Source organism: Chthoniobacter flavus Ellin428 (genome assembly GCF_000173075.1).
GTDB classification, from domain to species: Bacteria; Verrucomicrobiota; Verrucomicrobiia; order Chthoniobacterales; family Chthoniobacteraceae; genus Chthoniobacter; species Chthoniobacter flavus.
This window is the reverse complement of sequence record NZ_ABVL01000011.1, coordinates 200127-215888: the sequence shown is the minus strand read 5'-3', so window position 1 is coordinate 215888 and position 15762 is coordinate 200127. Positions and strand designations below refer to the sequence as shown.

6 protein-coding genes and 1 pseudogene are annotated in these 15762 nt (G+C 57.6%); 1 reads left to right on the top strand and 6 read right to left on the bottom strand.

Annotated features, from left to right (window positions below; all coding sequences use genetic code 11):
• The 6 genes and pseudogenes from CFE428DRAFT_RS18550 to CFE428DRAFT_RS18525 all read right to left on the bottom strand — a co-directional run.
• Positions 1–259, bottom strand: a pseudogene (locus CFE428DRAFT_RS18550) (IS66 family insertion sequence element accessory protein TnpA); the annotation flags it as partial.
• A 321-nt stretch (positions 260–580) separates the two neighbouring features.
• Complete coding sequence (locus tag CFE428DRAFT_RS18545; RefSeq protein WP_131990199.1) at positions 581–940, bottom strand: hypothetical protein; 360 nt, start codon at positions 938–940, stop codon at positions 581–583.
• Positions 940–6849 carry an RHS repeat-associated core domain-containing protein gene (locus CFE428DRAFT_RS33980; RefSeq protein WP_162145285.1) on the bottom strand — a complete coding sequence of 1970 codons (5910 nt, stop codon included), beginning with the start codon at positions 6847–6849 and terminating at the stop codon, positions 940–942. Before CFE428DRAFT_RS33980 ends, CFE428DRAFT_RS18545 begins: the two co-directional genes overlap by 1 nt.
• Before the next feature lie 332 nt (positions 6850–7181).
• A complete protein-coding gene (locus CFE428DRAFT_RS18535; RefSeq protein ID WP_157447570.1) occupies positions 7182–10064 on the bottom strand; it encodes a fibronectin type III domain-containing protein in 2883 nt (960 codons plus the stop codon).
• A 370-nt stretch (positions 10065–10434) separates the two neighbouring features.
• On the bottom strand, positions 10435–12936 hold the full coding sequence (locus tag CFE428DRAFT_RS18530) for a DUF1592 domain-containing protein (protein ID WP_006981151.1): 2502 nt from the start codon (positions 12934–12936) through the stop codon (positions 10435–10437).
• Entirely contained in the window at positions 12936–14207 is a 1272-nt protein-coding gene (locus tag CFE428DRAFT_RS18525) for a DUF1552 domain-containing protein (RefSeq protein WP_006981150.1), read from the bottom strand. Before CFE428DRAFT_RS18525 ends, CFE428DRAFT_RS18530 begins: the two co-directional genes overlap by 1 nt.
• A 392-nt stretch (positions 14208–14599) precedes the next feature.
• Between CFE428DRAFT_RS18525 and CFE428DRAFT_RS18515 the strand changes: the two genes are divergently transcribed.
• Positions 14600–15715 (top strand): ABC transporter permease, encoded by a 1116-nt coding sequence (locus CFE428DRAFT_RS18515; protein WP_006981149.1) that lies wholly within the window; start codon positions 14600–14602, stop codon positions 15713–15715.
• The last annotated feature ends 47 nt before the right edge of the window (positions 15716–15762 follow it).

The window sequence follows — 15762 nt, the reverse complement described above, 5'->3', positions numbered from 1 at the left end:
GCCTCCACCCACCCGCCAACCGCGGGACCGTGGGCCTCTGCTTCTGCAGCGCATTGCCTTCGCCACGCGCCTTGCGCCGCTTCTGCATCCAACTGGCAAAGGTCGGATACTTCACTCCGACATGGGCGGCAAACTGCGCCGCCGGTAACCCGCTCCTTTCAAACTCATCCAGCACCGCCTCCCGCCGCTCCGCTGGCGTCCACACACGCCCTCGGGCGTCCTGTTTCAATACTTGATCGGCCTGCTCCATAGATTGCATAGCGTAGCTCCTACCCAATCTACGAAACTACCCCGTTCCGATGGCGCTACGGATAACGCTTACGAAGGATCTCCGTTCCTGTCAATAAATGTCGCCTGACCCCTATTTCTGCTATGTGACCCCTATTTCTGCTATGACCCCATTTTCCACACGACCTTACGGAACGATCTCCGTTCCTGTCAATAAATGGCGCCTGACCCCATTTTCGACCCCATTTTCCCATTTTCCACCCACTGTCAAATTATGTCGCCTGCCCCCATTTTCACCCATTTTCACCTGACCCCATTTTCACCATTCTATTTCCCCCGCAGATTCGTCCTCCTAAGTTAGGTCAATCCCCCTCCTTTCTCTCTCCCATCTCTCCAAAGTTATTTTCGACTCGAAGGCGATCATGTCTTCTCCTTCAATTAATGTTTTTAACACTGCCTTTGACTCATCGGTTCGGAAGGGTATCAGAAAAGCGGCCGCCATTCCACGAACGTCACGACGTGGATCATGCAATAGCTGAGCCAAAGCATTTATACCGTCCTGTCCTTGCCGTATAAGCGTCTTGGCAGCGTTAATGTATTCCAAGGCAAATTGGTTACCCGAAACAGGATCATGCCGCTTGATCGAGTCATTTTGGGCCGCCAACGAATCGGCAAATTTCTCAGTTAGAATTTGTATTTCTTTTTTGTTCACTACCATTGCCCGGTTGAAACGAAGTGTAGAGCGGCTCGACCGAAGTCATAGTTCTGCTGCAATGATTTCGTTCTAAGCCAATCCCTAACCGTCAGGTTGATGCTTCCCGTAATTTGAGGTCTAATCGATGAATAAAGCGCATTCAGATCACTATTCAACTGAGCAGATATAGCTATTACATTATCTGTGTTATGGATGGCTGCTGCTCCAAATCGGCTCTCTTGAGCCTGTTCCACTATATGGTGCCAGACATTTCCTTCCCCAGGGGATCCCAAAGCCGTTTTTAAGGCAGCGAATGACTTGAAGCTCTGGCTCTCTGCCGAAGAAAAAACGTTTCCGCAGCCATTGTGACTTAGAATTTTCGCTTTACCAACGAAATATCGATGTTCCGCCTCGACCTCGATGTTGTAAACGCGATGGATGCCGAGTAGCTGCTCAATAGACGCAACACGAATGGTCCCAGCGTGGGTTTTCAGCATTTCGCCTGCGTTCAATTCACCGGCGCGAACCCACTCATGACGGGTGGCCGAGTACAACCGGTGCATCACTGTCGGCGAAATTGTTTCGTCCGTCCCATCGAAGTGTAGCCGCAGCACATAACCATTCAGGTGTGTCACCATCCCAGTCACCACACGTCCATCACCAGTTTGGATCGTGGGGCACGGCTCGATCGTCTCAACTTGCGCCCATCCAGCAATGCCAAGCTCGGACATCTGGAGCCAGATTCCCTTTCCAACCTCACACCCTTCGGATGACATCCACTCGTTCGATCGTAAAAACGCCATTTCCAATGTGTCTTTGCTCCGATCTGGATTTGGCATCCGCAAACGCACCAAGTGCCACGTGGTTGGGACGACCTCCGTCGAATTTTCCTGTGGCTGCGCATGGTCTGTGGTTACAACGCGATCTCCAAGTTGCACCTTTTCGATCGGTATTTCCCCCCGAGATTCATCAACCAATGTGCCAGGCAGGAAACACCATAAGCGTGAAGCTGCTCCCTCTGCGGCGCCCCCCCCTTCAGCGCCAACAAATCCGCCAATAGCCTCACCGGCGAGAGAGAACGCGCCAGCCAAAAGAGCGCCCCACGCTGCCGCCCTAAGTGCAGCCTTCCAGTCAATGCACCCCCAACCTTTGTCGTACCATTGCTCCGCCATGTTGCCGAGGAAACCCGATATAGCGCCGATCAGCATCGCCGCCAACAAACATTCCCCAAGAAGTGGCGCCAAGAGTAGGCCTGCCAAAACTCCAACGCCAACGCCCAAAAAGAACCCTCCCCAACTCTGCCCTGACGGATCGATGGCGTTCAGCGGATTACCACCAACGTATGCGTAGAGGTTCAATCCGCCATCTTCGCCAATCGGATCGCGGGCCAACCAGCGGGCGGTGGCAGGGTCGTAGAGTCGGGTGGGGGTAAGGTAGAGGCCGCTCAGTTGGTGCAGGTAGTGACCGGTAAAGCCTAAGTTGGTGTCCAGGTCCCCTGCCGTTTTGGTCCGTGTCCCGTAGGGGGTGTAGTCGTAATCCGCTCTGACTGCTCCGGTGGAGTCGGTCATCTCGGAGATGTTTCCGAGATGATCGGTCGCGTAATAGTAGCTGCCGGCACTGGGGCCGTTGGCTACTTGCTCTCCGCCGCCGAAGAAGCGCTTGTTCACCGTTGCCCCAGTAGCGTCACGCTCTTCGCACAAGGTCATGCCGTTCCACAGCAAACGCTTGCTGTCGGTCACCACGCCATTTTCCTTCTCGGTGATTTTCACCCGCTGCCCCTGGCCGTTGTAGCCGAATTCCGTGCGATGCGTTCCGGAATCGATGGCAATCAGGTTGTTGGCCGCATCCCATTCATAGCTCACGTTGTTCGTGCCGTCCGCTTTTGAGGTCAGGTTGCCAACCAGATCGTAGAACAGCGACTGGGTCGGCCACGCCGGAACATTGACCTGGTAGTTCTGCATTCCCAGGTTGCCATTGCCATCCGTCGCCTTGATCTGAAACTGGTTGTTGCCCGGCAGGACCGGCAAGGTCATTTCAAAGGTGTTGTTGCTTTCCAGCGCTACCGACGCGCCGTTGACGGTCACGGCCGCCGCTTTATCCACCGCCCCACGGACCTTGAGCGTCCCGCCTGCGGCGTGAGACCCCAACTGGTTCAGAAGATTCGATGCCTCGCTGGCCGCGTAATTATTATTCTGCTCACTGGTCCGATTATCGGCCGCATCGAAGTGGTAGACATAGCGGTTCAGTTCCGCGCCCGTCACCGTGTCGCTCACGCTGGCATCGCTCAAGCGATCGGCCGCATCGTAACGTGCCACCAGTTGGGTCGTATCCTGGCCACCCTTCTGTTTCGTCCAGTTCTGGATCAGTCCACCGGGGCCAGTATAGGTGTAGCTGCTGGCGGAAAGCACCGTCCCCCCGGATGTCGTGTTCGCTATGCTCTGTAAACGTCGATCGCCGCTATTGTCGAAATAGCCGTAGGCGGTGCGCTGCCCATTGGGCAGATCGGTGTAGGAAACTCGGTTGCTGGCCCCTTCGTAATGATGGGTGAATGTTCCCAACGGATTGGTTACCGTATCGACCCGCCCCAGAGAATCGTAATGGACCGACGACGCCACGCCACCGATGCTTTGTGACGTTGGCTGGCCCATCTCGTTGTAGGTATAGGCGATGGTATCGTTGGTTAACGGTCCATCGACACTCGCTATCTGGCCAGCGCCATTCGTCCCAGCGGGGACATAACTGTAACCCGTCACGCCATCCGAATCAGTCATGCCGGAGAGCCGCGAGTAGTCCGTGTCGTAGGTGTAGCTCACGCCGACACCGGGCCTGCCCAATGGACTGGTCGTGACCACGCTGGCGGTCGAGTTGTCCACGTTATAGATGTATTGGGTTTGTTGCCCCAGCGCATCGGTCACGCTACTCAGTCGACCGGAGAGAGGCTGATAAGCATACGTCTCACTGCTGCCGTCTGGAAACTCTTTGCTGGTTACGCGCCCCTGGGCATCGTGATGCCAGGTCGTCGAATGCTGCATGGGATCGTTGATGGTCTTTAGAGCACCACAAAGACACCAAACATACCCAGTATATTGGTTCGCAGGGTCTTCCACACCGACCAACTGCTTGAGCGCGTTGTGGAAACTGTGCGTCCAACGTCCAAGACGATCCCGAGTCCACTCCGCATCGAGCAAATTATACGTGATCTGCTCGTAGCTGCCGTCCGGATAGGTAGTTCGCGTGGGACGATTGAGATCATCATATTCCATCTGAACGGTGTAGCCATCGCTGTTCGTAATTTGCGAGATACGTCCGTAGCCATCGTGCCCCATCGCCGCACCGACCCCTTCCGGACCGATCAATGTCGTGCCGTAACCATCACCATCATAGTCAAATGTCGTGGTTCGCCCCAACGCGTCCTGCACAGAGGCGATTTGACCGTGGCCGTTATAGGTCATGGTCGTCGTTTGGCCGGCCGTATCGGTCGTCGTCAAAATCTGCCCTTGGGCATTGTAAGTCGCGCTCGAAAGGAGATCGCTGCCGCCGCCGGAGAGCTTCTGTTTGACATCTTTGACGTGGACGCCTGAATCGTCGTAGGTGAAATCGGTTTCGCGTCCCAAGGGATCAATCGCGGATGTCACCTTCCCGTGTTCATTGTACTGAAACTGGGAAAGTTGAGTCGACCCGTCATCGATCACACGGGCGACTACATCCGGGTGCATCATCATCGTGTCGTTGACGAAGCCAGGAGCGGTCTGGCCTTGGTAATGCATCCAAACCCGGTTTTCATACGCTTCCTTTGTCGTCTCGAGTGTCCCCGAGCAAACATTCACATCCTGGGAGTGCAGCCAGTGATACTGCCGAGCCCTGGTGTAGTCGTGCCCCCCATTGGCAAATGCCTCTTTATAGGCCGCCTTGTTCCAATAATAGGTGTCCCGATAGTTGAGATACTGATTGAAGACATTAATTCCTGCCGGCGTATTTGCCGCCGGTTCCGAGAACACCATACCTGGCGCTTGGTGGATGAATTCCGTTCTCTCTTTGTCTCCGTTCGGATCAGTTACCTCGACCCAGCGCGTGGTGCCACTTTCTCCTTCGGCAAAGGTGGTCGTCCCGTAACCCGTAGTCAGGGAATTGATGAAATCGCCAGTCCCATATGTGAATTCGCTGGTCATGCCAACAACGTCCGTGATTTTGGAAAGCTGGCCTTGAGCGTTGTAATCGAAATGGGCCGTCCGACCGAATGGATCTTCTACACTCGTCACCTTCAGTGGGTCGCTCGCATTCTCATAATAAAGTGTCGTGACTTGGCCGATGCCATCGGTTACCGCCCGCAACCGGTGGTCGCTGTCGTAGGTAAAGTCCATTTCGTTCCCCAGTGCATCCACGCGTTTAGTCAAGAACAACCGGCGCGGATACATGATGATGTCCTGCGTCGCGAGGTGATCGTAGGTCTCTACACTTCCGTCGAGATAGGTCTTGATGAAGGTGGTCCTACCCGTCTTCTGCAGAACTGCCATGGTCTCCTGTTGCGGCTGATAATTTGCCGTCTCCACGAAAGGCTGCGGAGGGTAATACGTCTGATCAGAGCCCCATGTCACCTGCGCCATCTGGACCGGACCGTTCGGCGTCTGGATCGTATCCAACGCCAGGTCGGGGTAGATCTCTGCCCCACCTCCCGGCAGATAGATCATCGGCGGGAGTGTCGGGTCAATGTCGCTATATTCGACGTAGGAGAACCAATCGCAGGTCCATTTGTTGCCAAAATTGGAATAGGTAAAGATCGCCGGCTGGTTTGCTTCTCTCTGGCTGTAGCGAACCGTGCACGACACCGGCAATCCTCTGGGCGGAGTATATCCACCGGGGGTATCAACGATGTTCAGACTCACCAGCATCGCGTGCACGTCATAATCCGCCATGCCATGTCCGTTCCCACAGCAACCACCGCGGACTTTGATGTCATTGCAACGCGTACGATTCGGGTCGCTCGCCCCCGTGTTCCCCTTGCCCCACACCTTTTGTCCTTCACTGGCCGAAACCAAATGCCAGCCGTCCGGCAAATTGCCGTTGGCCGGACGCGGCACCAAGAAGTAACCGCTGCCTTCCGCATCGATCGCCCTTTGGCTAACGGAGATCGCGCCGCCAAATGTCGGGTCTTCCACGCGGAAGCGGTTTCCGTTGGCAGCCGTCAACGCCGCGTAATGGCCGACTTTCCAGTGAATGACGGCCGGCACCATGCCCGCCAAACTCGCCCCCGGATCACGCCGTACCATCAGGTAATCCATTCCCAATTGTCCCGCGAGTTCCTGCACACTGGCCAGGTTCATCCCCTGGCGCGTCGACTGTGATTTCAGGATCTTCACATCGAAAGCTAGTTTTTGGTCCTGATGCGCCCGAATCCGATCCAGCGCCATCGGGCCGCAGCGAAACGCATCTGCCGGTCGATTCTCCATCAACCACAGACCTTGACGCGCCCCGGCGATTTTTTCCGTGGCTGATCCGCGGAAGTCGCGGCCTTCGATTTCCTTGAAAAACGGCGTGAGCCACTCGTAACGTCCAAGCCGGCCATTGAGTTCGGCCAATTCTCCGGCTGCCCGATCCATCAAGGCTTTTCCTTTCATGCCCTGCTCTCCCTTGCCGCGATTCCACGCTTCCTGCCAGGCGGTCAATGCCTGCGAGAAATAGCCGAGTTTTCGGCAGTACAGTCCCTTATTCAGCAAGAGTCCCGGTATCCACGGAGAATTTGGCTCGTGGCGGACGAAGGCGTCGATCAACGAGAAATCCTCCACATCCGTCCGCAATCTCCACTGCGCAATCAACCGCGCGACTTTCTGGTTATCGGCTTCCGAAGGCGTCCCTCCGACCGGCACGAGCGGTTCGAGGAAAGCCCCACAATCCGTGACCTCCTTCTCGCTCGGGTTGACGGAAAGCACGGCGTGTTTCTCCGGAGCGGTCGATATGACCGGAAGTGTACGGGTAGGCGGCCGCCCGGGTCCTTGCACCGGTCGCGGCGTGGGTGTTGTGGAATTGGGATTCGCTGGTCCGTCTACCGCGTTGGCGGCCCAAACCACCTCCGGCGTCGTCAGCAACAAAACCGGAATCAGGAAGAGCGCGACAATCCTCATTACACACCAATCATTCCAATTTTGAATAAGAGCAATGCGGCGACCTCTCCAGTGGTCGCGAATGTGAAAACAACGATCCAATCTAAACATAAAACGGGTCTCCTTACCTGTGAAAAGCGTCAGTAACCTGGGCCGGGGTGCTACGGAACTGGCACCGCGCCGATCGGTTCGAAAAGAGTGATTACCGGCGGCGTGGTATCTCCGGGAATGACGGGCAATTGCCATCGCGTCGGGTCGAGTGGGAATGCGTCCAACCCATCCGGCACGCCGTCGCCGTCGGTATCCGCCACAAACGGATTAATGCCCATGGCGAGCTCTTGCGCATTGGTCAATCCATCGCCGTCCAGATCCATGTTTTTCGGATCGTACCCGAGCAGGATGTCGGTCAAATCCGACAACCCGTCTCCGTTGGTATCCCAATTCAATGGATCCGTGCCCAGCGCCAGTTCCTGGGCGTTCGTCAGGCCGTCACCATCCGCGTCCAAGCCAGGAATAAGGTATTTCAGGGCAAAGTATTGCAATACGCTCCGTCGCTCCATCACGCTGAGAGGTCGATTGTAGATGATGATCTCCGCGATATCGCCTGAAAAGTAATTTCCGTGCGCGTTGTCACCGATGGTCGGATTGCTGGGAAACGCCACGGTGTTGCTCGTCGTCTTAAACAATTGGTTCCCATTAATCCAACTTTGCCATAGCCCCGATTGGCTGGTCGCTTCATAGACGTGGTAGTCGAGAATGCTTTGACTCGGCACACCTTCCCACAGGCCACCGGTAGTTCCGAAATCCGACTCGAGCCGGCCGTCCGTATAGGAATACCACGACCATCCATCGGAACCCAAATTCCATAACCCGGTCGCACTGGTGGTGGAAGCAGACCGCAGCACGGCGAATACTTCGCCGGCCGTGGCCCCGCTCATCAAGTTCGGCAACGTCAGGTATTGACTGGACGCGCCATTAAAATGGACTACCGGTTTGCCGTTCAGCGCGTTGGCCACCACGGTGGGGCGATTGGCACTCGTCGTCTGCTGGGCATCGTGGTCGTTGCCGCTGTAGTCTGGGAAAATGGCCAGCGGGCTGCTCAACAGACCGTCCGCCATCAACCAGAGCTTCATGCCACTGGTCGGAAGGGTGTTGACTTGCGGCAAATTGCGATTCAGTACAACTGCCGTCGTCAAGTTACTGGCCCCACTGCCGTTCACCGCCTGCACTGCGTAGGCATAAGTGCTGCCATACACAATCCCGGTGTCAAAATAGGTCGTGCGGTCCGGCACGGTCGCGATCTGAGTCCAGGCGCCGCCGTCCTGTTGCCGCCAGACGGCATAGCTCACAGCCGAATTGTTGACCGCGCCGTTCCATGTAATCAGCGCCGTGGTGGCATTGAGCCCGGCCGCTTGCAATCCCGTCGGCACCGGAGGGATGCTCAACAAAGCATATTTCTGGCAGAAATAAGTAATGATGCCCTGGCGCTCCGAGTCGCTCAACGGACGATTGTAGATGATGATTTCCGCGATATCTCCGGAAAAGTAATTCCCGTGGCCATTGACGCCGATCAGGGGAGCCGTCGTGAACGCGACGGTGTTACTGGTGGTTTCAAATATCGGTGCCCCGTTGATCCAGCTCTGGTAGAGACCGGTCTGGCTCGCAGCCTCGTAAATCTGATACTGCAGAATGCTTTGCGGAGGCACCCCTTCCCACAGGCCGGAAGTAGTTCCGAAATCCCCCTCGATCCGGCCGTCCGTATAGGAATACCACGACCATCCATCGGAGCCCAATTTCCATAACCCGGTCGCACCGGTGGTGGAAGCAGACCGCAGCACGGCAAACACTTCACCGGCCGTAGCCCCGCTCATCAGGTTCGGCAGCGTCAGGTACTGGCTGGATGCACCGCTGAAATGGACCACCGGTTTACCGTTCAACGCATTCGTAACCAGGGTTGGTCGATTCGCCCCTAGCGACTGCACCGCGTCATTTCCATTCCCGCTGTAGTCTGTAAGATCCGCGACCGGACTGCTCAAGGCTCCATCGGCCATGAGCCAGAGTTTCATTCCAGAAACCGAAACGCCGCCTCCTTCCGTCATCGGCATGGATACCCCGGTTTCCGTGGAATAACCGCTCACCCCTCCAATGTCGGTGGCATAGACGTGGTAAAAGTATTCCGCACCGGCCGTCACCGAGTCATCGAGATAAGTACTCGCTCCAGTCGTCGTTCCTACCTGGGCATACGTTCCCGCAGCGCCTTGTTTTCGCTCTACGACATAGGTAACAGTGGCGGTGGCTGATACCCAATCCCAAGTCACCAAATTTTGGGTCGGTGCGATCTGGGTAGCGGCAATTCCCGTCGGAGCCGAAGGAGCCGGGATGACCACATACTTTTGATTCAGATAAGCCAGAACCTGCCCTCTTTCCGCAGTACTCAACGCGCGATTGTAGATGATGATTTCCGCGATATCACCGGAAAAGTAATTCCCGTGGCCATTGACGCCGATCAGGGGAGCCGTCGTGAACGCCACGGTATTGCTCGTGGTCTTGAACAATGGCACTCCATTGATCCAACTCTGGTAGAGACCGGTCTGGCTCGCCGCTTCGTAGACGTGATAAGAAAGAATACTTTGACTCGGAACCCCTTCCCACAGGCCGCCGGTAGTTCCGAAATCCGCCTCGATCCGGCCGTCCGTATAGGAATACCACGACCATCCATCGGAACCCAAATTCCACAACCCGGTCGCACCGGTGGTGGAAGCAGACCGTAGCACGGCGAATACTTCGCCGGCCGTGGCCCCGCTCATCAAGTTCGGCAGCGTCAGGTATTGGCTGGACGCGCCACTGAAATGGACTACCGGTTTTCCATTGAGCGCATTGGCCGTCACCGTCGGTCGGTTGCCGGCAGTGGATTGCGTGGCATTATTCGCATTCCCGCTCTGATCAGCCCAAGCACTCACCCCGCCGGACCCGTCTAGTGTGACACTCGTGTCAGCGGCCAGCCACAGCTTCAAACCCGTCGTCGGCGGAGAGGTTTGCCCCATCGCTGTAAAAGCACCGACCAGGAAAACAAACACCATCACGAAAGCTGTTCTCCACACAACCTTGCTGAGACTCATTCGTTCCATCGTTTTTCTCTTTCGCATATCATCTCTCCTTGGGGTAAGTGCGGTTTACATTCGCGCCGACGGCCCAACAAACTTATTTTGGTGAAATTACTAATTTACATAGAACACCCTACGTAGAGTTACTTGTAGCCTTTAGTTTTCAATTAAAGACGTGGCCGAAGAGAAGGTGGTATAGGGGCGGTCCCATGGCGCGATCACCGGCCGCCACGGAGCGTGGGCGACTACATCACTGTCTACACGCAAACGGCTACAGTTCTATTTCGAATCCCCGAAAGGCCGGCACCCCTCAACGTGACCGGAAAATCGCGCTCGTCAGGCATTCGACGAGCAGCGTGTGCAGGCCGAGATTTTCCTTTTTCACTTTCTCGTGGATGTCGTCGATGACGAAGCTATCGGCCGGCTCCATCAACCGGCCGGTGCTGTAGCTCAGGACTTCGGTGATGAGGTGGCGGATGAAGAGATCTTCGCGGGTTGCGCAGATGACTTTCTTGAAGCCGGCAAAGTCCTCGTAGATTTCGCCGGAGGTAAACTCACCGGAGGCATCGACCTTGGGAGCGGGCACGTCCTTCTGCTTGGGCTTGGGATAGGCGGCGCGCCAGCGCCCGATGGGATCGAAGCTTTCCAGGCTGAAGCCGAGGGGATCGATTCGGTGATGACACTCCGCGCAGACCTTGTCGGCGCGGTGCCGGGCAAGACGTTCGCGAACGGTAGTGGCGCCGGAGACGTCGGCTTCGATGGCCGGCACATCATCCGGCGGCGGCGGCGGATGAATGCCGAGAATATTTTCGCTGACCCACACGCCGCGGGTGACCGGCGATGTCTCCACACCGTTCGCGCTCACGGTCAGCACGCCGGCCATGCCGAGCAGACCTCCGCGATGTTCGTTGCCGTTGAGGCTGACCTTTTTGAAGCCGTCGGCGAGGCGCAGGGTTTTCTGCTCGGGCAGGTCGTAAAGCTTGGCGAGTTTTTTGTCCACGAAGGCGTAGTCGGAATCGAGGAACTCCGCGGCGGAACCATTGTTTTTGAGCAGGTCCCGGAAGAAGAGACGCGCTTCCATCTTCATGGAGGTGGGCAGATCTTCGGCGTAATAAGCGCGGTTCGTCTCGCGAGGCGGCGGCTGGCTGCCGAGGTCGCGGAGATTCAGCCAGCTATCGAGAAAACCATGCACGAAGGCGGTGACGCGTTCATCGGCTAACATACGCTGCACCTGTTTCCTCAATTCGGCCTCCTGGGTCAGCTTGCCAGACCTGGCCGCGGCCAGCAGAGCATCGTCCGGCGGCGCCGCCCACAACGCGTAGGAGAGCCGCGAGGCGAGGTCGTAAGCCTTGAGCGCCTTCGCGGAGGCCTCGGTGGTCTCGCGGAGATAAAGGAAGGAGGGCGAACAAAGGATGAGCTTCAAGGCATCCAACGCGGCCTGCCGGGGAGTCGCTTTTTCTCCCAGCCGCTTTTCATACATGGCCCGGATGGGCTCGCGGTCGGCATCGGTCAGCGGCCGACGATAGGCTTTTTCGGCGAAGGCGAGAAGCTGATCCATCGCGCGATCGGCCTGAAAGCCGTCTTTGCCGAAGACGGCCACTTCCTCCACGCTGCCGCTATGCTCCGTCACCGGCCCTTGAATCTTGATGTCACTGATCCGGATGTGGGGCAGTTCCCCTTCTCGCAGGATGCGGGCGCGGCTGACCGAGGATCCAGTCATCTTCACTTTGAACTCGTTATTGTAACGCTGGTTGATCGTCACCACGGCGGCCCGCGACTCATAGGGCCCGTTCGGAAAGATAAACCGTGGGGTCTGCCCGGCTTCCAGCCAGACGCGAAATTCCAGCGGGGTAAGCTTCTCGTCCGGCACGGTCTTGCTGGCGAGCAAGGGCTCGATGGGCTGCGGATAGTGAATGTGGCCCTTGGTAATATCGCCGGGGACGATGCCGAGAATGAAAGGTTCCGAGAGGTCGATGCCAAAGATCGCCGGATCGTAATGCGTGTCGCGATGCATCGCCTGCGCCACCACTTCGATGTCGTAGAGACCGGAGACGGGCACGCCCTGCAGGAAGTCCTCGATATGGCCGTAACCACCCTGCCGCGTGTCGGTGTTCGGTTGTTCGTAGATGTTCAGGAAACCGTAGTTGAAGACGTCCTTGTGCGGGCCTTGCAGTTCCTCGTACTGGACGAAGTGGCCGTTGAAGTGCCACTGCTGCGGCTTCATGATCGGTTTCCCGAGCCGCGTTTCGACCAGGCGATTGGCCGACTGGAAATATTGATCCAGGAGAAAGCCGGAGGTGACCAACGACTGGCCGATGGTGTCGATGTGCTGGCTGGTCTTCTCCTTGGGAAAATCCGCGGTCAGCCCCAGGGTGTCCACGCGGCGACCGAAGAGCGTGGCCAGCGTGTTTTCATATTCGCGGCTAGTCAGGCGGCGCATCGCCGTGTGCGGGCCGGCACTTTCGATCACGCTCCGGGCTGCCGAGGTGCCCTCTCGTAGCGCGTGCAACACTGCGAGACGCTCCTCCGCCGTCGGTTGGTCGGACTTCTTCGGCGGCATCTCCTTCAGCGCGATCTCGTCGATGAGCTCCCGGGCCGAAATCAGATTCGGGACCGATTTCAGCGGCAACTGAAACGCCTCGAGATTGCGCTTCCCTTTCTTCGTCGTGGAATCGTGGCAATCCAAACAATACTGCTCCAGGAAAGCCCCCACGACCTTGGCCGGCGGCTGAGTTTCCCCGGCCCTGGCAATACCGACGCAGGCCGTCGCGGCAAGGGCGGCGGCCCGACACAACAGACGAATGACCCGCATTACGCGAAGCAACCGTTGCTGCTGCCGAAATGGTCGATCTCCACGCCCATCTTTTGCGCGATGTCCACGAAGAGATTGCACAGCGGCACCTTGTGGCTGACCTCGCGCGACACCTCGCGGAAATCGCCGTGCTTGTAACCGCCACCGGCGAGGATGATCGGCAGGTCGGAATTCTTGTGCGTATTCGCGTCGCCCATGCCGCTGCCAAACAACACGGTGGTGGAGTCGAGCAGCATCCGGTCGCCGTCGTTCATCTTCGAAAGGCGCGTGAGGAACTTGCCCAAGTGCATGATCTGATACGTCTCCAGCGTGATCAGGTTCGCGATGGCCTCGGGGTCGTTCCCGTGATGCGAAAGGGCGTGGTAATCCTTTTTGATGCCCAAGTGTTGCGGCATGAAGTCGCCGCCGATTTCGAGCGTGGCGATCCGGGTGGAGTCCGTCTGCAGAGCGAGCGCAATCAATTCATACATCAGCGGCAGATCCTCGACCGCGTTGTGGTTGGCCGGCTTCTCGAAGGGGGCTTGCGGCTTCGGCTGGCTGGCCCAGCGCTTGCGGAGTTCCAGGCGCTTTTCCACGTCGCGCACGGAGGTCAGATATTCGTCCAGCTTGTCCTTGTCCTCTTTGTTCACCTGGCGGGAAAGACGATTGGCCTGTTCCATGACCGAGTCGAGGATCGATCCCTGAACCTGCTGTTCCTCCGACCGCCGGGCCTGGCGTTCTTTCGAATCGCTGACGAAGAGCTTTTCAAACAACTCCGCAGGGCCGGTGACGGGAGGGACCCGCACGCCGGATTTGGTCCACGCGATCTGGCAGCCGCCGTGGATGCCGCCTTCCGAACCCACCGTCAGCGACGGAAACCGCGTCTGGTAGCCGACTTCATCCGCCAGATACTGGTCAATGGTCACGTTGCCGTCCGGGCGGTTTTGGGCCTCGGAATTCAGCACGCCGGAGAGGAACGAATGCACCGCAAAGTGCCCACCCTTCACGCCGTGATCCAGCCCACGATACACCGTCAGCTGGCTGCGATTTTCGGCCAGCGGATCCAGCAATGTGGTCTTTTCGTAGTCCATCCCCCCGGTCTTGGGGAAAAGCTGTTTCACCTGAAAGCCGAGCAAGTTTCCGATCGCGACAAACCGTCGAGCCTCAGCCCCGGCCCCCTTCACCGATTGGACGGCCGGATTACCCTCCACGGCAGCAGCCATCAGCGACGGCAGTTTCGGCAACGCAAGCGTCGCGCCAATGGATCGAAGAATGAAGCTGCGTCGGTTCATAGAATTAAGGCTCTGAGGGAGAATCACCCGTAGGGGGCTTTCTTTGGGGGAAAATAGGCTTTCTCGGTGTTCTCCCTTTGCTTGTCAAATGCCTGGCTCATCACGATTTCAAGCGGGGGCAGATCCAGGCGCGCCTCTTTGGAAAGCGCCCGGTTCCGGGCAAAATCTCAGATTCTTCTTTTCCGGACACGGCCCGCGGTCCCCTCTCCTGCGAATTCATCCGCGAAAAAGGTCAGCAGTTCGAAGTCGCCGACCTCTCCGCCGTGAACCTTTTCTGCGAAGAAAGGTGGAGGGGTTGGCTAACTATCGCGTGTTGCCTTTCCATTCCCTGGCCCTGATGAATACGGAGAGCATCCCCGAAACATACCTGACAGTGTGCACGGCGAAGTAAAATGACTTTCCTGACCGTTATCATTCGCGGACTATTCCGGCGCCCGGTTCGTACTGGACTCACGATCGTCGGCATCGCTGTGGGCATCGGCGCCGTTGTGGCGTTGGTTGGCATGTCGCGCGGGTTTGAGACGAGCTGGACTTCCGGCATGAAATCGCGCGGAACGGATATCGATGTCAGCAACATGGCGGGCAGTCTCACTCCGCAGCCTTTCAGCGAATCGGTCGTGCCAGGAATTCGGCAACTGCCTCACGTGGCGGAGACGTGCTCGCTGATGGTCGATTTCACCAGCATCGAGAAAGCGGACATGATGATCGTCTCCGCGCGCGAATGGGGTGGCTATACCTGGAAGAATCTCAAGCTCGTCTCCGGCCGTCTGCCGAAGGACGCGCATGAAAAGGTGGTCGTCCTCGGCACCCTCGCCGCGCAGATCCTGGGCAAAAAAGTCGGCGATACGCTCCAGCTCGAAACCGAAGAACTCCCGGTCGTCGGCGTGGTCGATGGCGGGGCCATGGTGGAAAACAACTCGGTCATCCTCTCGCTGCCGCTTTATCAGGAACTCACCGGCAACCAGGGAAAGATCAACGTCCTCAACATCCGCGCGACTCCGGGAACGACCAAAGAAGAGATTTCCGACCTGTGCCAACGCATCCAATCCCTTGTGCCGCAGCTTCACGCCATGCCGGCCGAGGAGGATGTCCGCAGCAGCCAGGCTTACCGCATCATTCACGGCATGAGTTGGGGCACGTCTCTTCTGGCCGTGCTGGTCGGCATCCTCGGTATCATGAACACGATGCTCATGACGGTGTTCGAGCGGACCCAGGAAATCTGCGTGCTCCTCGCCCTCGGCTGGAAGCGCTCGCGCATCATCCGCATGATTTTGTGCGAATCCGCTCTGCTCGGTTTTCTCGGCGGAGCGGGTGGCGTCATCCTTGGCTTCTTTGGCGTCAAACTGCTCGTCACCGCACCGATCATTCGCGGCCTGCTCGAGCCGGACGTGAATGCCGGGCTGCTAGCCGAGGGAGTTGCCATCGCCATCGTCGTCGGTGTCTTCAGCGGCCTCTATCCCGCCTGGCGCAGCTCGCGCCTCCTGCCCGCGCAGGCACTGCACGAATGACTTATCGCGGCGACGGCGCGCTTCCCTCCAGCCCCACTTCGGAAACG